The following is a 25,571-nucleotide window of genomic DNA, read 5'->3' as shown; positions in this document are numbered from 1 at the left end:
GGGACGAGGCATGACATTGTCATACCTCGCCCCTGAGCCCGCAGCTAGCGTTGCGGCTTGCGCTCGATCGGGTCGATGTCGATCGCCCGCAGGCGGCCGAGCCGCAGCACGTCCATGGCGAGCCGCCGGCCGATCCGGTCGCGGTCGAGCACGCGGATCAAATCGTCGACGCCGTTGATCGCGACGCCATCGAGCCTGATGACGACGTCGCCCGGCAACAGGCCCGCCTTCGCCGCAGGGCCGTCCGGCTCGATCTGCGCGAGCAGCGCGCCCATCTTGTTCTCGACGCCGGCCACGACCGCATGCCGCCGAGGCACCGGCGCGGTCTGCCCGGCGACGCCGATATAGGCGCGCCGGACATAGCCGTGGCGGATGATGTCCGACAGCACGAATTGCGCGGTGTTGCTGGCGACCGCAAAGCAGATGCCCTGCGCACCGTTGATGATGGCGGTGTTGATGCCGATCACCTCGGCATGCGAGGACACCAGCGGCCCGCCAGAATTCCCCGGGTTGAGCGCGGCATCGGTCTGGATCACGTCTTCGATGGTGCGCCCGCTCACCGAGCGGATCGAGCGGCCGAGCGCCGAGACCACGCCGGCCGTGACGGTCGATTCGAAGCCGAGCGGATTGCCAATGGCGATCACGAGCTGGCCGCGACGCAACGTCTTGGAATTGCCGAGCGCGGCATAGGGCAAATGGCGCACGCCGTTGGCGCGCAGCAAGGCGAGGTCCGTGTCGGGATCGACACCGAGCACCTGGGCGTCACCGACATGACCCTCGACGTCGCGCAGCCGGATCTCCTTGGACGTGCCGACCACGTGGCTGTTGGTGAGCACGAGCCCATCAGGCGAGATCACGATGCCCGAGCCGAGCCCGCCGCGCTCGCGTCTATCAGGCACCTTGGGCCCGGTCTCGACCCGCACGACCGCGGGGCCGACCCGGTCGGTGACCTCGATCACGGCATTGGAATAGGCGTCCAGCAGCGCTCCGTCGTCGACCGGAGCAGCCGCCGCCGCTCGCGATGACGGTGCGTCATCGACGATATCTGAGGTGAAATCCAGCATGGCAAGAGTCCTTGAAGGCTCACACAGATGGTGGCCTGTTCCCTGCCGCGCAAGGACCGCAGGGCTGGACTGCCCAGATGGCTAGGGCGCCCGCCTCAGCGAGCCGCCCCTCGCCTTGACCGGATCGAGCAGCGACCAGTCGCCGTCCGGCAGCACGTGGCCCTTGGGGAAGGGCGCGCGCAGCTCGAGCCCGAGCGAGCGCAGCACGCGGTCGTCGCGGTAGTAGCATTGCAGGACGACGCGGACGAGTGTTGCAGCGGCTACGCCCCCGTCCCTGCGGAACTCTTGCGCCACGGCATCGCGCCTCCCGGCGTCGAGCTCGGCAAGCGGCTCTCCCGCAAGCCTCGCCAGATGGTCCAGCGCCGCTGCCACCGGCTTAGCGTCGCGGCCGAGCGTCGCAAGGATGTCGGCCTGGATCGCTGCATCGTCGGCGCCGGGTACCTTGTACTCGTCGCTGGCGGGAATGATCATCCCGGCGACGACGCGAAGGTCGTCTCGTTGCCTGCGTGTCAGTTGATTGTCTGCGGACATGACGATCTCAATCGAACAAATTGGCGAGGCGCTGCTTCATCTGGTCGGCGATGTAGAGCGCAAGAGCCTGGATGGTGGAGGTCGGGTTCACGCCGCCCGAGGTGACGAAGATGCTGCCGTCGACGATGAAGAGGTTCTTGACGTCATGGGTGCGGCCCCATTCGTTGACGACGGAGCGCTCCGGATCGGTGCCCATCCGCGCGGTGCCGAGCAGATGCCAGCCGCCCCAGGGGATCGGCGAGTTGATGCAGATGTCGGTTGCACCTGCCGTCTCCAGAATCTCCCGGCCGCGGGCGAGGGCGTGCTCCATCATCTTCCGGCTGTTCTCGCTGATCGTGTAGTCGACCTTCGGCGCGGGAATGCCGTGGCTGTCCTTGAGCACGGGATCGAGCGTGACCTGGTTGTGCTCCTCCGGCAGATCCTCGCAGATCGCGGAGAAACCCAGGCGATGACCATTGAGCTTGCGGAAGACGCGGTGATGATCCTCGCCCCAGGGCAAAATGCCCTTCTGCTCGCTGACGACGGCCTCGAACACCGGGCCCGCGCCCCGCACGAATTGCACGCCATAGCCGCGCACGAAGCCGCGCGACAGGTCCGTGTCGTACCACTGCTTGCTCCACAGGCAGGTCGGTGGCGCGCGATTGCTGTCGGTCGGCTCCTTCACATAGCCGTAGATCTGCGCGTAGGGATGGAACATCAAATTCTTGCCGACGAGACCCGACGAGTTGGCGAGACCGTTGGGAAACCGGCCCGATGCCGAGTTGAGCAGCAGCCGCGGCGTGCCGACGCCGTTGCAGGCGATGATGACGACATGCGCGGGCTGAAACTGCTCGACGCCGTCCTTGTCGTAATAGACCACGCCCGAGGCCATGCCGTTCTCGTCGGTGGTGATCTCGCGCACCCGGCAATGGGTGCGCAGCTCGACGCCGGCGCGGATCGCATGCGGCCAATAGGTGATGTCGGTGGACGACTTTGCGCCTTGCGCGCAGGCCGGGGTGCAATGGCCGAGATTGATGCAGCGCGCCCGCCCCTCATAGTCCATGGTCGCGACCGTGGTGTCCGAAGGCCACCAATGCCAGCCGAGCTGGTTCATGGCCTTGCCGATGATCGCGCCGGACAGGCCGAGCGGCTGCTGCGGCATCGGCGGATGGGTCAGCGGCGAGCGCGGATCGCCTGAGAGCCCCGACGTGCCCATCATGCGGTCGTTTTCCTCGAAGAACGGGGTCAGCGCGTCGTAGTCGATCGGCCAGTCGTCGGCGACGCCGTCCAGCGTCTTCACCTTGAAATCGGAGGGATGCAGCCGCGGCCAATGCGCGGTGTACATCACCGTCGAGCCACCGACCGCATTGTAGTTGACGACCTTGATCGGCGAATTGTCGTCGTTCACAGGATAGTCCTCGGGCCGGCCGCGCACGTTCGGGCTCGACGACCACTCGCCGTAGAATTTGGCCTCCCAGTCCCGGCCGGTGCTCGGATATTCCGCCGGGTTCATCCAGCCGCCCTGCTCCAGGCAGAGAATGTGCATCTTGGTCTCGGCCAGCGACCACGCCACCGCGGCGCCCGAAGCTCCGGCGCCGATGATCAGGACATCCACGGGGTCTTTCATCGCAACCTTTTCCTCCCGCCCTCGCCGCTTTCCGGGCGATTCGGCCTGCACGGCTCGCAAGGCCCGCGAACGATAGGGTCAGAGCGGCTGGGGAGTAAAGCCGCGAGGCCGGAATGTCGCACTTCGCGGGGTGCAGACCATTGGTATCGCCATATCCGGATGCTAGGAACGGGCAGACTGGCAATCGATAGCGAGACCGCATGTCCTTCCGAAATGTCTTTGCCGCCGCCCGCGCTTTCGCGCTCGTTTGGTTTTGCGCCTTGCCCGGCTTCCTGGCGTCTGCCCAGCCGGCCTCCGCGCTGACAGCCGCCGCGACGGCCCGCGACGGCAATTCCATCCAGCTCGGCGACGTCACCTACCGGCTCGACGGCGTCGACGCGCCCGAACTGGACCAGGTCTGCATCGACGACCACGCCGATCCCTGGACCTGCGGTATCGAGGCACGCGACCAGCTGGCCAAGCTGATCAACAAGCGCTCCGTGCGCTGCGACGATGTCGGGCCGGAGAAGAGCTTCGGCAAGCGGCACCGCGCCATCTGCACGGCCGAGGGCGACAAGGCCAGCCTGAACGAGCAGCTCATCAGGCTCGGCTTTGCGGTCGCGCGAGAGCCGATCAAGGCGAACGTCAAGCCGGCAGCCAGCGAAGCCAAGACGGCGTCGGCCGGAATCTGGAAGGGCTGCTTTGTTGCACCGCAGGACTTCCGCGCCGGCAAGAAGGACGGCGCACTCCTGGGCTCGGCCTGCCGCCCGGATCGCGACAAGGAGATTCGCGCCGTGCTGTTCCCCGAGGAGCTGACGATGCCCCCGAGCTGCAGCATCAAGGGCAAGCTTGCGGTACGCGCGCGCGTCACCGGCAATATCGGCATCTATCATTTACGGGGCTGCCCGAGCTACCCGGCGACCACCAAGCCGGACCGCTGGTTCTGCTCGGAGGACGACGCCCAGGCGGCCGGCTTCCGCAAGGCCTACAACTGCCGCCGCCCGAAGTGAACAAAGCGCTTCACGCAGCCGTGAGTAGTAGTCCGGGTCCGTATTGATCCGGAATTGAACCAGGCCGGGACTTGCTGCATTTGTATGCGTACGCAAGCGCTTGCGCGAGCGTTTCCTTGGCGGACGATCCTCATCGGATTGTCTTTGCTTGGGCGTTTCCTCCCTAGACTTGGGCCGCTTGTCATCACAAGCGGCTCTTCTTTTTTGGGGCGGGTCTCGTCACTGCATCCGCATGATCTGGTCCATCGGCGGCATGTTCGCATTCAGATGCGCCATGCATGCTCGGCGGGACCGCGTGCGCCGGGCGCGACCATGATCGGCACGATCTGTCTTCTGCCTCGCATCGTCCGTGCTATCGTGATGAAAAGCGGGGAGAAAGCGTCATGCGCCTGAACGACAAGGTCGCCATCGTGGTCGGAGCCGGACAAAGCCCCGGCGAAGGCATGGGCAACGGCCGCGCCACCGCGCTGACCTTCGCACGCGAAGGCGCGAAGGTCCTGTGCGTCGACCATCATCTGGAATCCGCGCAGGAGACCGTTGCGATGATCGCCGCGAAGGGCGGCACCGCTGCGGCGTTCAAGGCCGACGTGACCAAGTCGGCCGACATCAAGGCGATGGTTGAGGAGACGCAGTCGCGCTGGGGCCGGATCGACGTGCTGCACAACAATGTCGGCGTCAGCCTCTCTGGCGGCGATGCCGAGCTCCTTCAAATCACCGAGGAAGCGTTCGACCGCGTCGTCGCCATCAACCTGAAGAGCTGCATTCTCGCCGCCAAGGAAGTGATCCCGATCATGCGCGCGCAGAAGAGCGGCGCCATCATCAACATCTCCTCGATGGCGGCGATCACGACCTATCCTTACGTCGCCTACAAGGCGACGAAGTCGGCGATGATCGCCTTCACCGAGCAGCTTGCCTACCAGAACGCCGAATACGGCATCCGCGCCAATGTCATTCTGCCCGGCCTGATGAATACGCCGATGGCCGTCGATACCCGCGCCCGCGAATGGCACAAGACCCGCGCCGAGGTCGAAGCCGACCGCGACAGCAAGGTGCCGCTGCGCAGGAAGATGGGAACGGCGTGGGACGTGGCCAACGCCGCGCTGTTTCTCGCGTCCGACGAGGCGAACTTCATAACCGGCGTGACCCTGCCGGTGGACGGCGGAGCAAGCGTGAGACGGGGGTAGAGGCCGCGAGTGCGGTGCCCTTCCCTTCTCCCCTTGTGGGAGAAGGTGGCGCGAAGCGCCGGATGAGGGGTTCTCTCCACGCATTCATAGCGAGATGGACTCGCGGAGAATCCCCCTCACCCGGAATTTGCTTTCGCAAATTCCGGCCTCTCCCCGCAAGCGGGGAGAGGCGAGGTATCCACCGTCACTGCCGAACGCTGGTCACCCGCCAGATCGTGCCGTTGCCATCCTCCGACACCAGCAGCGATCCGTCCTTTGCAACCGCCACTCCCACCGGCCTTCCCCAGACTTCCGTGTCGCTCACCACGAATCCCGTGACGAAGTCCTCGTATTCGCCGGTCGGCTTGCCGTCCTTCATCCTGATCCGGATCACCTTGTAGCCCGTGCGCTTCGAGCGGTTCCAGGAGCCATGCTGAGCGGCGAACGCGTCGCCTTGATATTCGCTCGGAAACTGCGTGCCCTGGTAGAACGTCATGCCGAGCGAGGCCGAATGCGGCTGGATCAGCACGTCGGGCGCCGTCACCTTGTCCTTGAGGTCCGGCCGCGCGCCCAAATGGCGCGGATCTTCATTGCTGCCGATGTAGAACCACGGCCAGCCATAGAAGGCGCCCTCCTTCACACTGGTGACGAAGTCGGGCACGAGATCGTCCCCGAGGCCGTCGCGCTCGTTGGTCGAGCACCAGGGCAGACCGGTCTGTGGCTGGACCGCAAGGCCGACGCAATTGCGGATACCGGTGGCGTAGATCTTGCGCTCCTTGCCATCAGGCGTGAAAGCCAGCACCGCCGCGCGCTCCGTCTCGCTGGCCCAGGCCGCGCCGAGCGGTTGCGCTTTCGACCACGCCTCCAATCCGCCCGGCGGCGTGCCCAGACCTTCCGCGACATTGCTGAGCGAGCCGACCGAGACCAGCATGCGCTTGTTGTCGGGCGTGAAGACGATGTCGCGGGTGGAATGGCCGCCGTCATGCGGCAGGCTTGGCACGATCGTCTCGGCCTTGCCGCGCGCCTTGAGATCACCGGCCTGATAGGGAATGCGGACGACGCTGTCGGTGTTGGCGACATAGACCCATTGCGGATTGTCGCCATTCGGGAAGAAGGCGATGCCGAAAGGCTGGCGCAAGCCGCTGGCAAAGACATCGTTGCTCGCGACCTTGCCGCCCTCGCCTGCGCGCAGCACGCGAATGGTGCCGGCCCGCGTCTCCGCGACGAAGACATCGCCGTTCGGCGCCACCCGCACGATGCGCGGCGCGCGCAGGCCGTCGGCGAACAGCTCGATCTTGAAGCCCGCCGGCACCCGGAGTGCGGCCTCCGGCGGGCGCGGCACCACGCGCGACGAGCTCGCAACCGATCGCGTAACGCCGGGCCTGACCAGATCCTGCGGCCGGATCAGCCTGATCGTGCCGGGCTTGTCGGCCTGCCAATCGCCATAAGCGTCCTTGCCCTGCAACACGGGCTCGGCCTGTGCACCGGTCGAGGCCACGATCAACCCCGCAGCCAGCACCGCGGTCGAAATCCTGTTCGTCACGTCGTCATCCTCCCGGCCTGCACGTCGCAAACGTCAACGCCGATCGCCCCGCAAATGGTCCGCGGCAGGTTACACGCCGCCGAATTCCACGTCAGCCCGTGCTCGCACGATGTGCATCGGGCGCGTTCCATCGTACTGGAAAATGCGGCCGATCGATGCGACAGATGTGAGGGCGCGGCTGCACGTCGCGGTCAGCAAAGCCGCGGCATCGCCGCCACCATTGTTGGGGGCATCATGTGGGGATCCATCATATCGGAATGGGCGAGCCTGCTGCTCCGCTGGCTGCACGTGGTGGCGGCGATCGCCTGGATCGGCAGTTCCTTCTATTTCATCGCCCTCGATCTCAGCCTCAGGCCGAGACGCGACCTGCCCGATGGCGTGCAGGGCGAGGCCTGGCAGGTCCATGGCGGCGGCTTCTACCGGATCATGAAATACCTGGTCGCTCCCAGCCAGATGCCGGACGAGCTGACCTGGTTCAAATGGGAGGCCTACACGACCTGGCTGTCCGGCTTCGCGCTGATGGTGGTGGTGTATTATCTCGAGGCCGACCTGTTCCTGGTCGACAAGTCGATCCTCGACCTCACGCCGTTCCAGGCCGGCCTGTTCAGCTTCGCGAGCCTCGCGCTGGCATGGCTGCTCTATGAGGCCGCCTGTCGCAGCGGGCTCGCCCAGCGCGAGTTGCCCTTTGCCATCGGCGGCTATTTGTTCCTGGTCGCGCTGACTTACGCCTTCACCCATGTGCTCAGCGGTCGCGGCGCCTTCAACCAGATCGGGGCGATCATCGGCACCATCATGGTCGCCAACGTCTTCGCGCTGATCATCCCGAACCAGAAGAAGATCGTGGCGGCGCTGATCGCGGGGCAGGCGCCCGATCCGAAGCTCGGCAAGGCCAGCAAGGAGCGCTCGGTCCACAACAATTATCTGACGCTCCCCGTCGTCGTGCTGATGATCAGCAACCACTATCCCCTGCTCTACGCCACCCGCCTCAACTGGATCATCGTCGCGATCATCCTGGCGCTTGGCCCCGTGATCCGCCATTTCTTCAACGCGCGGCACGCCGGGCGCAAATCGCCATGGTGGGTGTGGGGCGTGGCGGCAATCGGCGTGATCGCGATCCTGTTCCTGTCCGCAGCCGGTCCACGCGAGGTGAGGACGGGCGCGCTGTCAGCCCAACCCACGCGCAATGCCGTCGAGGAGATCGTGATGTCCCGCTGCAGCATGTGCCACGCGGCCGAGCCGGTCTGGGCCGGGATCGTGACCGCGCCGAAGGGCATCCTGCTCGATACGCCCGAGCACATCCATCGCAACATCCGCCTGGTCGGCCGTGTCGCGGCTTGGTCCGGCGCAATGCCGCCGGGCAACATCACCGAGATGACCGGCGAGGAGCGCGCGATCCTCGCCGCCTATCTCGAGCAGCCACACTGACCTGGTCATCCAACAGAATCGCATTTCACGACATGAAATTCCGTACCTCGCCCCCGATTTGAAAATGACTTGGCCGCCTTTCCGGCGTAGACAAGACCAACGCAGTCCAAGTCAGTTGCACAGGCGGGAAAAGAACAGTGGCTCTCAAGAACGTCATCGGTGTCGACCACGCCGTCATCATGGTGAAGGACCTCGACAAAGCCGCCGAGAACTACCGGCGGCTCGGCTTCACCGTCTCCCCGCGCGGCACCCACAGCGCGCATATTGGCACCGGCAATTACACCATCATGTTCGATCCCGATTATATGGAGCTGCTCGGCGTGCTCGCCGCGACCGAGCACAACGTGCCGGCGCGGGCCTTCCTCGACAAGCGCGGCGAGGGCATCGAGCGCATCGCCTTCACCGCGGTCGATTCAGCCGCCGGTGCCGAGGAGATCCGCGCCCGTGGCCTGACGCCGATCGGCCCGACCGATTTCGAGCGGCCGGTGACGCTGCCAAACGGCACTGTCTCGGCGGCAAAATTCCGCACCTTCATGTGGCCGACCGCCGAAGCGCCCGGCGGCGTGCGCATCTTCGCCTGCCAGCACAAGACGCGCGAGACCGTGTGGATTCCCGAGTTGATGAGGCACGCCAACGCGGCGAAGCGGATCAAGCAGGTTCTGATCGCAACGCCCGAGCCGGCGCAGGATGCCGCGCATCTCGGCCGGCTGATCGACCGCGAGCCGAAGGCCGAGCCCGACGGCGCCATGACCGTGCCTTCCGGCGGCGATCGCGCCGACTTCGTCTATCTCACGCTGGAGCAGCTCGAAAAGCGCTATCCGGGCGTGCCGCTCGCCGGCCTCGTCGAGCGCGGCGGCGCCGCGCTGGTGCTCGTCAGCGGCGATCTGGCTGCGACGGAGAAGGCGCTTGGTTCGGCTGCGGTGCGCAGCGGGCCCGCGGTCTGCGTGCCGCCGGCCAAGGCCAACGGCACCCTGCTCGCTTTCGTCGCCGGCTGATTTGAAACTAATTCTTTAACGCGTGTTTACCCGGCGGCTGTAGGATTCCCGGCAATCCAAAGCCACCGGGGCCCAACGCATGTTCAAAGAGGGATCGCCGATCGCCTATGACGCGCCAGCCGAATTGAAGAAGTGGCCGTCGCTGAAGGGCGAGAGGCAGAAGGACCGGGGTCCGCCCTATCTCGTCTACAACGGCACGCTCGCCGACTGCGTCCGCGAGCTGATGGGCAAGCCCATCAAGGGCATCTCGCTCTACGATATCATGACGACGCCGCAGGCCGCCTTCGACCAGACCGTGCTGTCGCCCGCCGACGCCGCCGAGATCGCGATGCGGAAGGATTTTCCCAAGGACTAGTTCGCCGCGCGCTTGCCGGCCGCCGTGTCCCGTTGCTTCGAGGACGATTCCGTCGGCGCATCGAGGAAGACGACGGGGATGCCACGCTTGGCATTCTCGCCGATCACGCGCGCGTCCCAGTTGGTGAGCCTGACGCAGCCGTGCGATGCGGACTTGCTGACCCTGTCCGGCTCCGCCGTCCCGTGGATGCCGTAGCCCTGCGCCGATAGCCCGATCCAGTACGATCCGACGGGGCCATTGGGACCCGGCTTGATCTCGAAGGGCCTTTTGGATTTCACGCTCTTGAACTTGTATTCGGGATTGTAGCGGTAGGTCGGCAGCTCATGGGTGCTGGTGACTTTCAGCGTCCCCGTCGGGGTCGGACGATCCGGACTGCCGATTGACGCCGGGTAGAACGCGACCAGCCGACCAGAGCCCTCGTAGGCCTTCAGCGTCGCCTGCTGCTTGTCGATCTCGATCCGAACGATGCGCGGAAGCTCCCGCCGCGCCGCTACGTTGGCGACGACGATCGTCTCACCGGCCTTGTCGAACGCCTTTCCCGGATTGAGCGCCTTCAACAGCTCTTCGCTCATGTGGAATTTTTCGCCGAGCCCTTCGAGCGGGCTGGTGTAGCTCAGCGCCTCCAGCGACTTCATGTCCTCGAGCTTGGTTGGCAGCTTCTTGAGGAATGGCCCCTTCACATCCGCGTCGGTGATCTTGTAGTCGACGAGAACGGGGCCTTCGCTGGCTGCGTTCAGCTTGTCCCAGAGTTCAGGGGCGATGGTCTTGTCAAAGGCAAGACCGTTCTGCTCGGCGAACGCCTTCAGCGCCTTCTGCGCGTTCTCGCCGAGCTTGCCGTCGATCTGGCCCGGAGAGAATTGCGCACGATCGAGCAGAATCTGAAGCTTCGTCACCGGCGCGCTGATCTTGTCGGCAGCGGGCAGCTTTTCCGGACGCGCTGCATCGTTCACGGCCTTCGCATCGAGATTGCCTGCGTGCCCCGGACAAACCAGCCACAGCGACATCACCGCGCCAAGCATCCATCGCATCATGATCGCTCGTCCCATTCCGAAAATAATGATCCGCAAATCGCGGGCAGTTTCTTTTTGGGAACACCGTACTAACACCGAAGGAACCGGCGAGATCGCAGCTTTGCCGCAATCGGAAGGTTAAGAACTTCCTAGCGCCGGCGCATCGCTGGCCGTTGATCCCACAGTTCGAGGTTGTCCCAGCAAATGCGATTTGTCGTCGCGGCTTGCGCCGCGTTTCTGCTTCTGATGTGTGACCTCGATCCGTCGGCGTCCCGGAAAACATCAACTTTCGACACCGCCATTCTTCAGAACAATCATGCCTCGCCGCTGGTTCCGATGGTCGAACTCTTCCTCGCCAGCGTCCAGGCCATCGAGCTCGCCAACGCGCGCGCGGCGCATGAGGAAACGATCGAGCCGCTGCGCGCGAGCGAACCCGTCGCCGAGGAGCCGGTTTCGCCGACGGACAAATTCTGCCATGCGCTTCGCGAAGCCGCCGAGGCCAGCGGCATTCCCGTGCCGTTCTTTGCCCGCCTGCTCTGGCAGGAGAGCCGCTTCAAGTCCAACGAGGTCAGCCACGCCGGCGCCCAGGGCGTTGCGCAGTTCATGCCGGAGACGGCTGCCGAAGTCGGGCTCGACGATCCCTTCGATCCCATGAAGGCGCTGCCCGCCTCGGCAAAGTTCCTGCGCAAGCTGCGCGATGATTTCGGCAATCTGGGCCTTGCCGCAGCCGCCTACAATGCAGGCCCGGGCCGCATTCAGAAGTGGCTTGCCAAACAGAGTGAGTTGCCACGCGAGACGCGCGACTATGTCCGCATCATCACCGGCACCAAGGCCGAGGACTGGACCGAGCGCTCGGAGGCCATTGCAATCCGGATCGACCTGCCGCGCGAGGCGCCTTGCGAAGGTGTCGGCAGCCTCTCGAAGGCCAAGGACGTCGCCTGGGTTCCAGTCAACCTGACACATTCCGCCATCGGCTTCATTCGCAAGGCCGAGCAGCTCGCCGCCCGGCTGTCGACGAGTCGAGCCCGCAAGCAATTCGCGACCCTGCTGCGCAAGAATGCGTCCGCGCACGGCAAGGCGCGCAGCATGATTGCAGCGCGCGCGGCCGGAAAGAGCGCGAAGGCCCGCGCCGTTCGCTTCGCATCACGCGAACGGCCCTCGGGCTAGTGCTCGGAGCCACCCTAATGGGTGGCTCCGACATTCGCCGCTAGTCGATCTCCTCGATCACGCGCCGTTCGCGGGGCTCGATGAGGTAGGTCCGGGTATCGCGATGGATGTAGCGGTATTCCCGCAGACCCGGCGCGTCCCGATAGACCGTGCTCGGGAATTCCTCCACTTCGACGCTGTCCGGCACGCGCTCGCCGACGTGGATCTCGGTTCGCGCCGTGCTGCCCGTGGTCCGCGCCTCGCTTCGTCCTTCGGTACGGGTCTTCGCATGCTTGCGGACGACCTCACGATCGCGATCGGAGAACTTGCTGGCGCTGCGCTCGCGCGTGGTCGTCGTTGTCGCGGTGGATTGCCCCGAATACGGCAACACCGTCACGATCTTGTACGTCGCCGGATCGACCACGACGATCTGATCCTTGACCAGCGCAAAGCTGTAGCCGCGATATTGCGGCACGATCTCGACGACGTCCGGCGGCAACGTCGACAGATGCACGTCGCGCGGCACCACCGTGCCGACGTTTAGCGAGAAATTGACGCTGGTCAACGGCCGCACGTTCAGGCGCGAGATCGACGTGCTGATCTTTGTCTCCTGCTGCCGGTTGAGATTGACGTCGGTCGGCGCGGCCGCCTGTGAGCCGGTTCCGGTCCGCTCGCCCTGCGCCTGATTGCTGGCCGGGGCATTCGGGGCCTGCTGGGCCTGGTTGGTCCCGGACGCAGCGGGCGCCTGCTGGGCCTGATTGCTGTTGGTCGGAGGCGGATTGGACCGATCCTGCGCCTGGTTGCTGTTGGCCGGTGGCGGGTTGGCACTCTGCTGCGACGCGGGCGGGTTGCCGGCCGTGTTCGAGTTCGCTGTGCCGCTCTGCGACCGCGAGGCGTCCGTGCTGTTCGCGGTATTGTTGGTTGTACCGGGATTTGCGGCCCCAGTCGACGCGGGGCTCTGCGTATTCTGTGCCGACGTTCCAGTTGCCGGTGATTGCTGCGGCTGCGATGGGGTGCGCTGCGCATCAGCGGCGCCGGATGGCGAGGTGGTGGACGGCGCTGTGGAATTCGTCTGGGATTGCGGCGTCTGGTCGGACTTCGTGGCCGTGCCGGGCGATTGCGCAAAGGCGGCGTTCGCCAGCACCAGCCCCAAGGCCGTGGTTGCCAACAGGCGGAACATGGGTCACTCCCTTTCATCAAATGAACGTTGCCTACTAACCAGCGCTAAAACCGCCTGTTCCACTTTTTCCCGAACCAAAGCTGGCCCCTTCTGCACGGAACCCCGCGATGCCATCGAAGAGTGCCGGGATCATCGCCTATCGGAGGCGCCGCAAGCTCGAGGTTCTCCTCGTTCATCCAGGAGGGCCGTTCTGGCGCAACAAGGATCTCGGCGCATGGTCGATCCCCAAGGGGGAATATGCGGACGACGAAGATGCTGAAATCGCCGCGCGGCGCGAATTCGCCGAGGAGCTTGGACTCGATCTGTCGGGGCCGCTGACCGCGCTTGGTCAGGTCAAGCAGCGCGGCGGCAAGCTCGTCACCGCCTTCGCGGCCGAGTTCGATCTCGACGTGCGCAGCATTCGCAGCAACACGTTCGAGATGGAATGGCCGCCACGAAGCGGCAAACGGCAGACCTTCCCGGAGGTCGATCGTGCCGAATGGTTCACGCTCGAAGCGGCGCGGGAGAAGATCAATGCAGGGCAACGCCCGCTGCTCGACCGGCTGGCGCAGCTGGCGGGTGGCGAGTAGAGACTCACTCCGCCTTGATGTTCGCCGCCGCCACGACCTCGGCAAGGTCTTTCGTCTCCTTCGCGATCTTGGCGGCGTAGTCGGCCGGGCTGAGCACGCTGACGACGCCTTGCGACCCCAGCTTCTCCGCGATTGCGGGATCCTTGGCCGCCGCGACGATTTCCCGGTGCAGCGTCTCGAGTATCGGCGCCGGCGTCGATTTCGGCATGAAGAAGCCGACCCAGAACGAGATGTCGAAGCCGGGATAGCCCGCTTCCGCGACGGTCGGCACGTCGGGCAGCGACGGCAGCCGCTCGGCCGACGACACCGCGAGCGCGCGCAGCTTGCCGGCCTTGACCAGCGGCACGGCGGAGAGCGGATCGAACACCGCCAGCACCTCCTGTGCGAGAATCCCGACCTCGGCGGCCGAGCCGCCGCGATAGGGCACGTGGATCAGCTTGATGCCGGCCTTCTGGCTGAGCAGCTCCATGGCGAGATGGGCAAGGTTGCCGTTGCCGCCCGAGCCGTAGGCCAGCGCCCCGGGCGCCGCCTTGGCCGCGGCGACGAGATCGGCGACGGTCTTGATGTCGGCCGTCTTGGGATTCTCCGGATTGACCACCAGCACCAGCGGCGCCGACACCACGGTGGTGAGCGGCGCGAAGTCCTTTTCCGGGTCGTAGCGGATGTCCTTGAACAGCGTCCTGTTCAGCGTGATGGTGGAGGAGTTACAGGCGAGCATGGTGTAGCCGTCCGCATCGGCACGCGCGACCCCTTCGGCCGCGATCATGCCGTTGGCGCCGGCGCGGTTCTCGACCACGAAGGGCTGTCCGAGCTTGCTGCCGAGGCGATTGCCGATAATGCGCGCGACGACATCGACCGGCCCGCCCGCGCTGAAGCCGACCATGACCTTGACCGGCCGCACCGGGTATTTCTGCGCCATGACTTCGGTGGGCAGCACAGCGGCGCACAATCCGGCGATGACGGCCAGCAGGCGGACGGTTCGTTGCATCGGTTCTCTCCCCAGATCTCACCAGCGCCGCTTGTGCAGGCTTGTTGGTGCGACGCATTGGAGGATCATGAATAGCGGTCGCGCCGGATTTCGCAATCGCGTTCGCCCGCCTTCATTCCGCAGCACGGCAGGTCCGCACCTCCTCCAGACAAAAAATGCGAAAACAACCCCATGCACAGTAGACGGCCTCAGTCGAAACAAGGACTTACGGCAGGGCCGCAAGCTTCGAATTTGGCTTCGGATAGCACGAAATCGCAATTGACTCGTCGGGCAAAACAGGGGCATCCTGGCATCATCGCGATCCGCGTGAGCATCGGCCTCCACAACCATGTGGGTCTCGCTTCGGTCGCGAACAAGTCCTGCATCGACATCTAACAACGCAACCGCCGCACAGCAGCTGCGCGCCGGTTTCGCATCAGCGGAGCCTGCTGGCACGTGCCGTGGGCCCAAAGGATCTCTCGACATGACGACAGCCCTGACACGCAACAGCACGATGCCCGTCGCCCGGTATGGCGGAAACCGGCCGAGCCCGCGGATCAAGCTCGACCGAAAAGACATCGTGATCCAGCATCCGGACGCCGAAACCGGCGAACGATTGATGGGCGAGGCGCTCGGCGCCGTCGACCGCGACGCGCTGCACGGCATCCTCAAGCAATTGATGAAAGCCAGCGTGATCCTGCAGAAGCCCGACGAGGACAATCTCGCTTTCATGATCTCGATGGTGAAAGGCATCGCGCCCAGGGATTCGCTCGAGGCCATGCTGACGGCGCAGATGGTGTCCGTTCACGTCGCCACAATGCGCGCCGCATCTCGCCTTGCCTTCACCGAGGGCCTCTCGCAGCAGGAAGGCGCTTCGCGCACATTGACCCGGCTGGCCCGCACCTTCGCGGCGCAGATGGAAGCGCTCAACCGCCACCGCGGCAACGGCGAGCGTGCGATCACGGTGCAAAATCTGTCGGTGCAGGATGGCGGCAGCGCAATCGTGGGGAATGTCGCACAGCATGCGCACCTGACCGTGGGCGAGCCGGGCACCGCGAAAGACGCGGGACTGGTCCCCTCCGACGAAACCGGCGACTACCAGCACGACCGGACCGAAATATTGCGGGGCGCCACCGCATGAGTGCGGATCGGGTCCGCAACACGCGCGCAATGGCGGCGAGCCCGCGCTGCGGCGCCAGCACGCGCGGCGGCCTCGCCTGCCGCGCGCCGGCCGTGCGTGGCAAGCTGCGCTGCCGCATGCACGGCGGCGCCCTGGGATCGGGTGCGCCATGGGGCAACCGCAACGCGCGCAAGCACGGCGCCTTCACGCCGGAGCGGATCGCGGAGCGAAGGGCGATCCGGGAGTTACTCGACGAGGCCGGGGAACTCTTGAAGGAACTGGACTCGAGTTGAGGGATTCGGGTCATTCAGACGTTAAGCGTCGATCACACCGGGGCTTGGCCAGCCGAAAGGCTAGTGCGGCCCGTTCGCCGGATTGGCGGCAGAGATCTGCAGCCCTGCCTCCTCCAGCGCTTGGGTAATCTGCTTCGCCAGCAGCTTGGCTTCTTCGGTCCCGATCCGGGCGTCGGGATGTCCTTTGAAGAACGCGCAAATGGTCGTGGCGATGATGGTGTTCACCTGGTGCAGATCATCCATTTGGTACACACCAAATTGCCGACTGCTTCACCCGGACGGGGTGCGCGCCGGCCCGCAGAGAACGATCAGCGCAAGCCAAAGAATGACAAAATGGCCGCGATCACGACGATTAGCCCTATGAGGTAGATCAGGCCGTTCATCTCAGTTCTCCTTTGGATGGGATGATTGAATCTATCCGGGGATCGTGTCCACCCTTCGCGCTGCACTGCTCAACCAGCTCAAGCTTTTCGAGCTGAACTTCCTTCTCTATGGCCGTCAGAGAGTTGCCGATCTTATCGACGATCCTGATCAGATCGGCATTGGAGATCTTGAGGTGCTTGCGAACGGACTTGACCTGCTTCGCGTTCGCAAGATCAAGCGTTGTGCGAATGACCCGTGGCGGTCTTGAGCGCAGCATCAGAAGGTCTCCTCACCAAGGTAAGGGCGATGACGTCGCTTTGTTCCTATTTTTCCCGATCGGCGCGGCCTCGACTGGCGAACAAGCGAAACGGCGACGATCGCCGTCGCTATCGACATGGCCATCCGCGCCGGCCGAGGACGACGCCGACCGTGTCGGAAGCTGGGTGTGCGCAAGCAGAAGTTGATCCTCCCGGCTGCCTCTCGGTCTTTACAGTGCAGGCCAGTTGCGCACGGACTGCCGGCTGAAACCACAATCCGGAATGAGGGGGGCGCGCTGCCGCCATTGGCGCTCCCCTTACCATCATGTAAGCCATCCAAAACCTTTTCGGGATCGAACGCTCATGGCCACCACCGACGACGCGGGCACCGGCACCCGCGTGCTGATCCTTGCACTCGTCGCGCTCGCCTTCGGCCACATGCTCTCGACCCTGCTGCGCACGATTCCGGCCGTCAGCCTCGACCTCATGGCGGCAGATTTCTATCTCGAGCCGCAGGCGCTGGCGAGCCTCACCTCGATCTATCCTTTCGCGTTTGCCGCGGCGCAGATCCCGGTCGGGGCGGCAATGGATCGCTTCGGCGTGCGACCGGTGTCGCTGAGCCTGCTGGCGGGGACCGTGCTCGGCGCGGTCGCCTCGGGGTTTGCCACCGGCCCTGCGAGCTTTGCGGTCGGGCAGTTCATGCTGGGGGTCGCCACCTCGGGCATGCTGATGTGCCCGATGACGCTGGCGGCGAAGCAATTGTCTGCGGCGCGGTTCGGGCTGTGGTCGGGCGCGATCCTCTCGATCGGCAATATCGGCATGCTGCTGTCGGCGAGCCCGCTCGCCCTCGTGGTCGACACTTGGGGTTGGCGCGCCGGGTTCTGGATGTCCGCGCTCGGCGGCGTCGCGGTCGCGCTCGCCGTGTTCGCGCTGGTGCCGCATCAGCCGGCCGAGCACAAGGACGAGTCCTCGCCGCTGGCGCAGATGATCGAGGTGCTCAGGCTCGGCCTCTCGCGGCCCTTGCGCGGCCTGATCGCGCTGGCGCTGGTATCGCTGGCGAGCTCGCTGGTCCTGCGCGGCTTGTGGGGCGGGCCGTGGCTGATGGACGTCAAGGGATTGTCGCGGGTCGAGGCCGGCAACCAGCTCGGCGCGTTCACGCTGGCCATGATCATAGGACCGCTTGTCATCGGCGTGATCGACCGCCGGCTCGGCCGGCGTCGCGCGCTGGTGGCGGGCTCGCATATGGCCGGAGCGCTGCTGCTGGCGCTGATGGCACTCGGAGCACCCCATTATGCGGTCTCCGTGCTATCAGGCCTACCCGTGATGCCGCCGCAATACGACCTCGTGCTGTTCGTGCTGATTGGGCTTGCGACCTCCGCCCAGCCGCTGCTGTTCGGCATGTCCCGCCAGCTCGTCGATGCGCAAGTGGCGGGCAAGGCGCTGGCCGCGATCAACCTCGCCTTCTTCCTCGGCGCGGCGCTGATGCAGTCGATGACGGGCGCGGTGGCAGCGCTCGCCGGACTCCCGGCCGTGCTGCTGTTCATGGCTGCCATGCTGGCACTCGGCGTGCTGATCTTCTTGGCTTACACCGCAACAAATTCGTAGGATGGCTGGAGCTCTTCGCGAGCCCATCATCCTCGCGTCCTACGAGATCGCTCGCCAAAGGAATCACCCATGCCTGTCGACACCAAAGCCGCCACCGACCGTCTCATGCGCTTCCTCGCTGTGGAGGGCGTCACCGGACAGGAGGCGGCGATCGGGCGCGAGCTCATGTTCGCGCTGAAGGAGAGCGGCGTGCCCGCGAAGGCGATCCGGCTCGATGATGCCAACACCCGCATTCCCGTGCCGACCGAGACCGGCAACCTCATCGTCGACCTGCCCGGCCGCGGCGCGCTGCACAACCAGCCGCGCATCATGTTCATGACGCACATGGACACCGTACCGCTCTGCGCCGGCGCCAAGCCGAAGAAATCGGGACGCAAGATCATCAACGAGGCCAAGACCGCGCTCGGCGGCGACAACCGCTGCGGCTGCGGCGTGCTGGTGACGCTGGCGGCCGAGCTCGAGAAGCAGAAGCTCGATCATCCGCCAATCACGCTGTTGTTCTGCGTCCGCGAGGAGAGCGGGCTCTACGGCGCCCGCCACGTCAAGCTGGACGAGCTCGGCTCTCCGGTGATGGCCTTCAACTATGACGGCGGCGCCGCGTCCAATGTCGTCATCGGCGCCGTCGGCGCCGACCGCTGGACCGTCGAGATCTTCGGCCGCGCCTCGCATGCCGGCGTCGCACCGGAGCGCGGCATCTCCGCGACCATGATCATGGCGCTGGCGCTCGCCGACGTGAAGGCCGGTGGCTGGTTCGGCAAGGTGGTGAAGGGCAAGCGGCAGGGCACCAGCAATGTCGGCCCGGTCACCGGCGGCGAAGGCCGCCCGGCTGGCGATGCCACCAATGTCGTCACCGACTACGTCCATGTGCGCGGCGAGAGCCGCAGCCATGACGGCAAGTTCTTCAAGGAGATCACCAAAGCCTACAAGGCCGCGTTCGAGAAGGCGGCCAAGAAGGTCACGAATGCGCAGGGCAAGTCCGGCAAGGTCAAGTTCAAGGCCGAGACCGACTATTATCCGTTCCGCATGAAGGACAGCCAACCGGTCATCAAGCGCGCGGTCGAGGCCGTGACCGCAGTCGGCGGCACGCCGAACGTCCGCACCGCCAATGGCGGCCTCGATGCCAATTGGATGGTCCGTCACGGCATTCCGACCGTGACCTTCGGCGCCGGCCAGAACGAGGCACACACGATCGACGAGTGGATCAATCTCGACGAGTACGACCGCGCCTGCGCACTGGCCGTGCAACTCGCGACGATGCGGTGAGTTGGGTTTGTAGGGTGGGTTAGCGTCAGCGTAACCCACCACCATATCCATCCACGGCAACAGAAGAGGTGGGTTACGCCGGCGTTTGCGCGCAACCGCTAGCTAACCCACCCTTCGAACCAAAAGAAGAACAGGGAGGCACCATGCCGCGCATCGCCAATATCGAGACCGGACTCTACCGGATCCCCCTCCCCGTCACGCTGTCGGATTCCACCCATGGCGAGATCACGGCGTTCGAGCTGATCACCTGCCGCATCCGCGATGCCGATGGTGCCGAGGGTGTCGGCTACACCTATACGGTGGGACGCAACGGCGGGGCGACGGCGGACATCCTCAGGCGCGAGATCCCGCCGCTGGTCGAAGGGCGCGAGGCCGACGACACCGAGGCGATCTGGCAGCAGGTCTGGTGGGCGCTGCACTATGGCGGCCGCGGCGGGCCGGTGGTGCTGGCGCTCTCCGCGCTCGACATCGCGCTGTGGGATTTGAAGGCGCGGCGCGCCAAGCTGCCGCTGTACCGATTGCTCGGCGGCTTCGACGGACGGGTGCCATGCTATGCCGGCGGCATCGACCTCGATCTCTCCGTGGATGAGCTGCTCGCGCAGACCGACGGCAATCTCGCGAAGGGCTTTCGCGCCATCAAGATGAAGGTCGGCCGGCCTGACCTCAAGTCCGATGTCGCGAAGATCTCCGCGATGCGACAGCATCTCGGCGACGGCTTTCCGCTGATGGCGGATGCCAACATGAAGTGGACGGTCGAGGAAGCAATCCGCGCCGCGCGCGCCTTCGTTCCCTATGATCTCACCTGGCTGGAAGAGCCGATCATCCCCGACGACGTCGCCGGGCACGCGCGCATCCTGCAGGCCGGCGGCGTGCCGATCGCCGCGGGGGAGAATCTGCGCTCGCTGTGGGAGTTCAAGAGCTACATCGCCGGCGGCGCGGTGTCCTATCCAGAGCCCGACGTCACCAATTGCGGCGGCGTTTCCGCCTTCATGAAGATCGCGCGGCTGGCGGAAGCTTTCAATCTGCCCGTCACCAGCCACGGCGCCCACGACATCACCGTGCATTTGCTCGCGGCCTGCCCGAACCGCTCCTATCTGGAGGCGCACGGCTTTGGGCTGGACAGATACATCGAGCATCCGCTGGTGCTCGAGGACGGCAAAGCGCTGGCGCCCGACCGGCCCGGCCATGGCATCAGCTTCGACTGGAAGGGGCTGGCGAAGCTGGCCGCGTAGAGCACGCCGTCATGGCCGGGCTTGTCCCGCCTGCGCGGCCGAAGCCGCTTCGGCGCGGCGAAGGCCCGGGCATCCACGTTCTTTATGCCGAGAGGAAGACGTGGATGGCCGGGTCAAGCCCGGCCATGACGATGTGGCTGCACGCGAGGCATTCCAAGGCGCCAGGTGCATCACCGCGATAATCCGTTATGGTGACGACAATCGACACCTTGCGAGAGAGCGTTGCCTTGACACCTGAGCTGCACCAGAAACTGACCGCGTGGCGCCGGCACCTTCATGCCCACCCGGAGCTGTCGCTCCAGGAGAAGGAGACCGCCGCCTTCGTGCAGGACAGGCTCACCGAGCTCGGCATTCCGTTCGAGGCCGGTATAGGCGGCCACGGCATCGTCGCGACCTTGACGCGCGGGCATGCGCAAAGCCGCGTCGGCTTGCGTGCCGACATGGACGCGCTGCCGATCACCGAGGACACCGGCCTGCCCTATTCGTCCAAGACGCCAGGCGTGATGCATGCCTGCGGCCATGACGGCCACACCGCCGCGCTGCTCGGCGCTGCCGCGCTGCTCGCCACTGATACCAGCTGGAGCGGCACGGTCGATCTCATCTTTCAGCCGGCGGAGGAAGGTTTTGGCGGCTCGCGCGCGATGGTCGCAGCCGGGCTGTTCGATCGCTTTCCGATGCAGCGCGTGTTCGGCTTCCACAATTGGCCCGGCCTTGCCGCCGGCACCATCGCCGTGCACGACGGCGTCGTCATGGCCTCCGGCGGACGCATCACCATCACCATCGAGGGCCATGCGGGCCACGCCGGCATGCCGCACCTGACGCGCGATCCGGTGATGGCGGCCGGCCATCTGATCGTGGCGATGCAATCGATCGTGGCGCGGGGCGTCGATCCGCTCGACACCGCCGTGCTGTCGCTCTCCACCATCGAAGGCGGCACCGCGCCGAACCAGATCGCGGGACGCGTCACCATCCGCGGCACGCTGCGCTACCACCGCGAAGCGGTCAAGGACGTCATCCTCGACGGCATCGAACGCACCTGTGCCGGAATCGCGACCAGCTTTGGCGTCAAGGTCACGCCCGAGATCGTCTGGGGGGTGGGTGTGGTGGTCAACACGCCTGATGAGGCGGACCTCGCGCGCATCGCCGCGGAAAAGGTCCGGGCGCCCGTGCGGCGCGACCTCGCGCCCAGCATGGCCGGCGAGGATTTTGCCCATTATCTCCAGCAGCGGCCGGGCGCCTTCGTCTGGATCGGCAATGGTGAATTGCGCAACGGTGCCGAGCTGCACGGCCCGCGCTACGACTTCAACGACGCCATCCTGCCCGTGGCGTCGAGCTGGATGGCCGAGGTGGCCAAGGCGGCGCTGGCGTCGAACTGATCTACGCCCGCCACGCCGACAGCAACATATCTTGCGAACGAACGTTGCCTCCAACAAGGCGCGCGGCCTCCCGCCGCGTCCAACGGATGGCAGATCGATGGCGCGCGTTCTGATCGGAACCTCGGGCTGGCATTACGATTCCTGGCGCGGCCCGTTCTTTCCGGAGGGCGTGACGCTGAAGCAGCAGCTCAGCTACTACGCCGGGCAGTTCGACACCACGGAGCTGAACGGCGTGTTCTACCGCACGCCGACGCCCGAAGCGGTGAAGGGATGGCGCGAGCAGACCGGGCCGGATTTCATCTTCGCCTGGAAGGCGTCGAAATTCATCACGCATTGGAAGCGCCTGTCGGAGCGCTCCGTCAACAGCCTCGAGCTGCTGGAGGACCGCATCTCCAGGCTCGGCGGCAAGGCCGGCCCGATCCTGTTCCAGCTGCCGCCGCAATTCGAGGCGAATCCCGATCGCCTTGCAGCCTTCTTCAAGCTGCTGTCGCGGAAGCGGCGTTACAGCTTCGAATTCCGGCATCCGAGCTGGTATCAGCCGCGCATCCTGCGCATGCTGGCGGACGAGAACATCTCGCTCTGCCTGTCCGACCATCACGACGCGCCGGCGCCGTGGAAGCGCACGGCGGATTTCGTCTATGTGCGCGGGCACGGGCCGAGCGGCCGATATCACGGCCACTATACGAAACCCGCGCTGGCGCAATGGGCCAAGCGCATCAAGTCCTGGAAGCGGCAGGGCTGCGACGTCTACGTCTATTTCGACAATGACCAGAAGAGCGCCGCCCCAGCCGACGCACTGGCGCTGAAGCGGCTGCTGCGATCCTAGATGATGCCGCCCTGCCGAAGCGCCGCGATTTCCGCGGCGTCATAGCCGAGCTCTTTGAGGACGCGATCAGTGTGCTCGCCGAGCGTCGGCGGGCGGCTTGCGATTTCGCCCGGCGTTTCCGACAGCCGGACCGCGGCCCGTGTCACCGGGGCCGGGCTCGGCAGGCCGGGATAGTCGACGTCCTGCATAAAGCCGGCGGCACGGATGTGCGGATGATCCAGCGCCTGTTGCGGCGAGAGCACGGGGCCGGTTGGAATCATGGCCTGGCCCAGCGTATCGACGGCCTCCTGCGTGGTACGCTCGGCGCACCAGCGCGCCATCCGCTCGCTGATGATGCGGCCGTTGTTGCCGCGGCTGATATCGTCGGCAAAGCGCGGATCGTTCAGCCATACGTCCTCCTCGCCCATCAGCCGCGCCCAGCGCTTGAACAGCGGATGGCCCGTGACCTGGCACAGCACCCAGCCGTCCCTGGTGCGGTAGATGTCGGCGGGAGCCGCGGTCTGGCCGAGATTGCCTGTCGGCACGCGGTTGACGTTGATCAGCGCCTGCTCGATCAGCGTCGCGTTGGTGAAGGACAACGCGGTTGCGAGCAGAGCGCCCTCCACGATCTGTCCGCGCCCGGACTTGCCGCGCTCGATCAGGGCGGCGAGCGTGCCGAACGCGCAATGCAGCGCGGTGCCGAAATCGACCCAGTTCACCGCGGCGCGGTACGGCGGATCGCCTGCGCCCGTCATGTACACCGAGCCGGACATCACCTGCCCGGCACCGTCGAAGCCGACGCGGTCGGACCACGGGCCGGGCCCGCCGAACGCGGTCGCCGTGGTCAGGATGATGTCGGGCTTGATCGCCTTCAGGGACTCGTAGTCCAGCTTCATCGCGCGCAGGGTCTGCGGCGGCAGATTGGCGACGACGACGTCTGCGGTCGCCACCAGGCGGCGCATCACCTCCTGCCCTTCCGGCTTCATCGGATCGAGCGTGACGCACTTCTTGTTGCGGTTGACCTGGAGAAACAGCGCGCCTTCGCCGTTTTCGCCGACCGGCGCCACGAAGCGGTCCTCGCTGCCGTCGCGCTTCTCGACGCGAATGACCTCGGCGCCGAATTCGGCCAGCAGCGTCGCGCAATAGGGCCCGGCGATATAGCGCCCGAAATCGAGCACACGCACGCCTTCCAAGACTCCCCCCATCGATCCCTTCCCTGTTGTTTGTTGCAGATTACAGGGAAAGGCTGCCGGGGCAAGCTGGGAAGCGGAAGGCACATGCGGCTTTCGTCATCGCATCGCGAACAGCTCCTGATGAAACCGCAGTTCGACAGGAAAGCCGTGCGCACGGAAGTCTCGCCTGAGCGCCTCCCCGAAAGCCGCCGGACCGCAAAACCAGATGCTCGCCTCGCGCCATTGCGGTACTGCTTCGCGAATGCGGTCGCCGGTCAAGCGGCCATCGCGGGCGTCGATGAGAACGTGGAGACGAACATCTGCCGAGCGTGCATCTGCCGCAAGCCTGCCGAGGGCTTCTTCATCCACATCAGCGGTGGTGTGGAAGAGATCAACCGCCTGCGCGACAGAGCAGCCGGGAACGTTCTTCATGGCCGCCTGTTTCATGCGGGCAACGAAGGGGGTGATGCCAATACCGCCGCCGATCCAGATCTGATGCGAGCAATCGTCGTCGAAGGTGAAGCAGCCATAGGGCCCTTCCACCTTCACCTCCTGCCCGACACGGAGCTTGTCCCGCAGCCGGCTGGTGTGGTCGCCAAGTTCCTTGGTGATGAAGATGATTCTGGGGTCTGCAGCGTTCCAGCCGGAGGCGATCGTGTAGGGATGCGCGCCCTCGGAGAGGTCGGACGTGGCGAATGCGAACTGGCCCGGCCTATGCCCCGGCCAGCCATGGGGCACCTCGATCTCGGTCTCGATTGCTCTGACGCCGGGATAATATTTGAGCGAGGTGATCCTGCCCTGGACCTGGCGTTGGGCGCCAATGCGTCGCAACAGCGCAACGAGCGCCGCCCATGTTCCGACGGCAAGCAGCGCCGCGACGATCCAGCCGAGCGGCGACATCCAGTAGCTGAACTTGATCAACGTGACCGCATGAAAGACCAGGACCAGATATGCGACGGCGAGGAGCCGATGCGTCTTGTAGAAGAGCCGATAGGGAAACATTTGGATGAGCGCCAAAGCAATCAGCACTACTGTGCCGTAGAAGGCCCATTCGCCCAGCCCCTCCGCCGCTCCATGCAGGCCGTTGAAAAAAGCCTCGATGGGATTGTCGATGGCGGGCCTTGGTCCACGCTGCGGTCGGGTCAGCAACCCCCAACCGACCGCCCATTTCGGACCATTGGCCCAGAGCCAATGGACAACCGCCGTCACGAGGGCCGCGATCCCGAACCATTTGTGCAAGCGGTACATCTTGTCGAGACCGCCCAGCCACGCCTCAGGCCAACGCGGTCGCAGCGCGAGGATCATCGCCATGCTCATGCAACCGATGGCAAGGACGCCACTCAACTGGACCATCCTCTCGCGAAGCGGGAAGAAGGGGCCCGGGCCAAATGGCTGCGGCTCCGCAATCAGCCACAGCAGGACGAGAACCGCCAGACTGCCCCAAAAGACCCGTTTGAGCTTCTGCATGTCGCCCTTCCCTCACGAGTTACCCAGCTTGAGCCAATCGCGCTGCGTTGCATTGAGCTGACTCAAAGCTCGTTC

General features: G+C 65.4%; 25 protein-coding genes. 14 read left to right on the top strand and 11 right to left on the bottom strand.

Annotated elements, in window-relative coordinates; translation table 11 throughout:
- Positions 1–44: 44 nt before the first annotated feature.
- The 3 genes from WI560_RS08275 to WI560_RS08265 all read right to left on the bottom strand — a co-directional run bounded on the left by WI560_RS08275 (position 45) and on the right by WI560_RS08265 (position 3,201).
- Positions 45–1,064 carry a S1C family serine protease gene (locus tag WI560_RS08275; RefSeq protein ID WP_375307598.1) on the bottom strand — a complete coding sequence of 340 codons (1,020 nt, stop codon included), beginning with the start codon at positions 1,062–1,064 and terminating at the stop codon, positions 45–47.
- Positions 1,065–1,145: 81 nt separating this feature from the next.
- Entirely contained in the window at positions 1,146–1,595 is a 450-nt protein-coding gene (locus WI560_RS08270; protein ID WP_375307597.1) for a hypothetical protein, read from the bottom strand.
- A 7-nt stretch (positions 1,596–1,602) separates the two neighbouring features.
- On the bottom strand, positions 1,603–3,201 hold the full coding sequence (locus WI560_RS08265; protein WP_375307596.1) for a GMC family oxidoreductase: 1,599 nt from the start codon (positions 3,199–3,201) through the stop codon (positions 1,603–1,605).
- Between the two features lie 200 nt (positions 3,202–3,401).
- On the opposite strand from WI560_RS08265, the gene WI560_RS08260 reads away from it, so the two are divergent.
- Both WI560_RS08260 and WI560_RS08255 read left to right on the top strand, forming a co-directional pair.
- Positions 3,402–4,190 carry a thermonuclease family protein gene (locus WI560_RS08260; RefSeq protein WP_375307595.1) on the top strand — a complete coding sequence of 263 codons (789 nt, stop codon included), beginning with the start codon at positions 3,402–3,404 and terminating at the stop codon, positions 4,188–4,190.
- A 383-nt stretch (positions 4,191–4,573) separates the two neighbouring features.
- Entirely contained in the window at positions 4,574–5,374 is an 801-nt protein-coding gene (locus tag WI560_RS08255) for an SDR family NAD(P)-dependent oxidoreductase (RefSeq protein ID WP_375307594.1), read from the top strand.
- 184 nt (positions 5,375–5,558) lie between these two features.
- Here WI560_RS08255 and WI560_RS08250 read toward each other — a convergent pair whose 3' ends face one another.
- The gene (locus WI560_RS08250; RefSeq protein ID WP_375307593.1) at positions 5,559–6,896 is read right to left on the bottom strand and encodes a PQQ-dependent sugar dehydrogenase; all 1,338 of its coding nucleotides are present in this window, start codon (positions 6,894–6,896) and stop codon (positions 5,559–5,561) included.
- A gap of 234 nt (positions 6,897–7,130) precedes the next feature.
- On the opposite strand from WI560_RS08250, the gene WI560_RS08245 reads away from it, so the two are divergent.
- The 3 genes from WI560_RS08245 to WI560_RS08235 all read left to right on the top strand — a co-directional run bounded on the left by WI560_RS08245 (position 7,131) and on the right by WI560_RS08235 (position 9,671).
- Positions 7,131–8,321, top strand: coding sequence for a urate hydroxylase PuuD (locus WI560_RS08245; protein ID WP_375307592.1), 1,191 nt, complete (start codon positions 7,131–7,133; stop codon positions 8,319–8,321).
- A 137-nt stretch (positions 8,322–8,458) separates the two neighbouring features.
- On the top strand, positions 8,459–9,316 hold the full coding sequence (locus tag WI560_RS08240) for a VOC family protein (RefSeq protein WP_375307591.1): 858 nt from the start codon (positions 8,459–8,461) through the stop codon (positions 9,314–9,316).
- 79 nt (positions 9,317–9,395) lie between these two features.
- Positions 9,396–9,671, top strand: coding sequence for a hypothetical protein (locus WI560_RS08235; protein WP_257193450.1), 276 nt, complete (start codon positions 9,396–9,398; stop codon positions 9,669–9,671).
- Here WI560_RS08235 and WI560_RS08230 read toward each other — a convergent pair.
- Positions 9,668–10,702 (bottom strand): L,D-transpeptidase family protein, encoded by a 1,035-nt coding sequence (locus WI560_RS08230; RefSeq protein WP_375307590.1) that lies wholly within the window; start codon positions 10,700–10,702, stop codon positions 9,668–9,670. The two genes, WI560_RS08235 and WI560_RS08230, sit on opposite strands and share 4 nt — an antisense overlap.
- A gap of 183 nt (positions 10,703–10,885) precedes the next feature.
- Between WI560_RS08230 and WI560_RS08225 the strand changes: the two genes are divergently transcribed.
- Complete coding sequence (locus tag WI560_RS08225) at positions 10,886–11,848, top strand: lytic transglycosylase domain-containing protein (protein ID WP_375307589.1); 963 nt, start codon at positions 10,886–10,888, stop codon at positions 11,846–11,848.
- 40 nt (positions 11,849–11,888) lie between these two features.
- On the opposite strand, the gene WI560_RS08220 is transcribed toward WI560_RS08225, so the two are convergent.
- Complete coding sequence (locus tag WI560_RS08220; RefSeq protein ID WP_375307588.1) at positions 11,889–13,007, bottom strand: DUF1236 domain-containing protein; 1,119 nt, start codon at positions 13,005–13,007, stop codon at positions 11,889–11,891.
- A gap of 107 nt (positions 13,008–13,114) precedes the next feature.
- On the opposite strand from WI560_RS08220, the gene WI560_RS08215 reads away from it, so the two are divergent.
- Entirely contained in the window at positions 13,115–13,576 is a 462-nt protein-coding gene (locus WI560_RS08215) for an NUDIX domain-containing protein (protein ID WP_375307587.1), read from the top strand.
- 4 nt (positions 13,577–13,580) lie between these two features.
- Here the strand turns inward: WI560_RS08215 and WI560_RS08210 are convergent, their stop codons facing one another.
- Complete coding sequence (locus tag WI560_RS08210; protein ID WP_375307586.1) at positions 13,581–14,564, bottom strand: Bug family tripartite tricarboxylate transporter substrate binding protein; 984 nt, start codon at positions 14,562–14,564, stop codon at positions 13,581–13,583.
- A gap of 463 nt (positions 14,565–15,027) precedes the next feature.
- Here WI560_RS08210 and WI560_RS08205 point away from each other — a divergent pair, with 463 nt between their 5' ends.
- Together WI560_RS08205 and WI560_RS08200 are read left to right on the top strand one after the other, a co-directional pair.
- Positions 15,028–15,684: a hypothetical protein gene (locus WI560_RS08205; protein WP_375307585.1), complete on the top strand. Its 657-nt coding sequence runs from the start codon at positions 15,028–15,030 to the stop codon at positions 15,682–15,684.
- Complete coding sequence (locus WI560_RS08200) at positions 15,681–15,956, top strand: HGGxSTG domain-containing protein (protein ID WP_375307584.1); 276 nt, start codon at positions 15,681–15,683, stop codon at positions 15,954–15,956. Before WI560_RS08205 ends, WI560_RS08200 begins: the two co-directional genes overlap by 4 nt.
- 60 nt (positions 15,957–16,016) lie before the next feature.
- Here the strand turns inward: WI560_RS08200 and WI560_RS08195 are convergent, their stop codons facing one another.
- Positions 16,017–16,199: a hypothetical protein gene (locus WI560_RS08195; protein WP_375307583.1), complete on the bottom strand. Its 183-nt coding sequence runs from the start codon at positions 16,197–16,199 to the stop codon at positions 16,017–16,019.
- A gap of 136 nt (positions 16,200–16,335) precedes the next feature.
- Positions 16,336–16,596 carry a hypothetical protein gene (locus tag WI560_RS08190; RefSeq protein ID WP_257193441.1) on the bottom strand — a complete coding sequence of 87 codons (261 nt, stop codon included), beginning with the start codon at positions 16,594–16,596 and terminating at the stop codon, positions 16,336–16,338.
- Positions 16,597–16,939: 343 nt separating this feature from the next.
- On the opposite strand from WI560_RS08190, the gene WI560_RS08185 reads away from it, so the two are divergent.
- The 5 genes from WI560_RS08185 to WI560_RS08165 all read left to right on the top strand — a co-directional run bounded on the left by WI560_RS08185 (position 16,940) and on the right by WI560_RS08165 (position 22,878).
- The gene (locus tag WI560_RS08185; protein WP_375307582.1) at positions 16,940–18,181 is read left to right on the top strand and encodes an MFS transporter; all 1,242 of its coding nucleotides are present in this window, start codon (positions 16,940–16,942) and stop codon (positions 18,179–18,181) included.
- A gap of 69 nt (positions 18,182–18,250) precedes the next feature.
- Complete coding sequence (locus WI560_RS08180) at positions 18,251–19,444, top strand: M20/M25/M40 family metallo-hydrolase (RefSeq protein WP_375307581.1); 1,194 nt, start codon at positions 18,251–18,253, stop codon at positions 19,442–19,444.
- 143 nt (positions 19,445–19,587) lie between these two features.
- Complete coding sequence (locus WI560_RS08175) at positions 19,588–20,676, top strand: mandelate racemase/muconate lactonizing enzyme family protein (protein ID WP_375307580.1); 1,089 nt, start codon at positions 19,588–19,590, stop codon at positions 20,674–20,676.
- A 227-nt stretch (positions 20,677–20,903) separates the two neighbouring features.
- Positions 20,904–22,052, top strand: coding sequence for an amidohydrolase (locus WI560_RS08170; RefSeq protein ID WP_375307579.1), 1,149 nt, complete (start codon positions 20,904–20,906; stop codon positions 22,050–22,052).
- Positions 22,053–22,149: 97 nt separating this feature from the next.
- Entirely contained in the window at positions 22,150–22,878 is a 729-nt protein-coding gene (locus WI560_RS08165) for a DUF72 domain-containing protein (protein WP_375307578.1), read from the top strand.
- Here WI560_RS08165 and WI560_RS08160 read toward each other — a convergent pair.
- Both WI560_RS08160 and WI560_RS08155 read right to left on the bottom strand, forming a co-directional pair.
- Entirely contained in the window at positions 22,875–24,062 is a 1,188-nt protein-coding gene (locus WI560_RS08160; protein WP_375307577.1) for a CaiB/BaiF CoA transferase family protein, read from the bottom strand. The genes WI560_RS08165 and WI560_RS08160 overlap by 4 nt on opposite strands.
- Positions 24,063–24,146: 84 nt before the next feature.
- A complete protein-coding gene (locus WI560_RS08155; RefSeq protein WP_375307576.1) occupies positions 24,147–25,496 on the bottom strand; it encodes a ferric reductase-like transmembrane domain-containing protein in 1,350 nt (449 codons plus the stop codon).
- Between the last annotated feature and the right edge of the window lie 75 nt (positions 25,497–25,571).

Source organism: Bradyrhizobium sp. A11 (assembly GCF_042077125.1).
Taxonomy (GTDB): domain Bacteria; phylum Pseudomonadota; class Alphaproteobacteria; order Rhizobiales; family Xanthobacteraceae; genus Bradyrhizobium; species Bradyrhizobium japonicum_B.
This window is presented reverse-complemented; position numbering and strand designations above follow the sequence as displayed.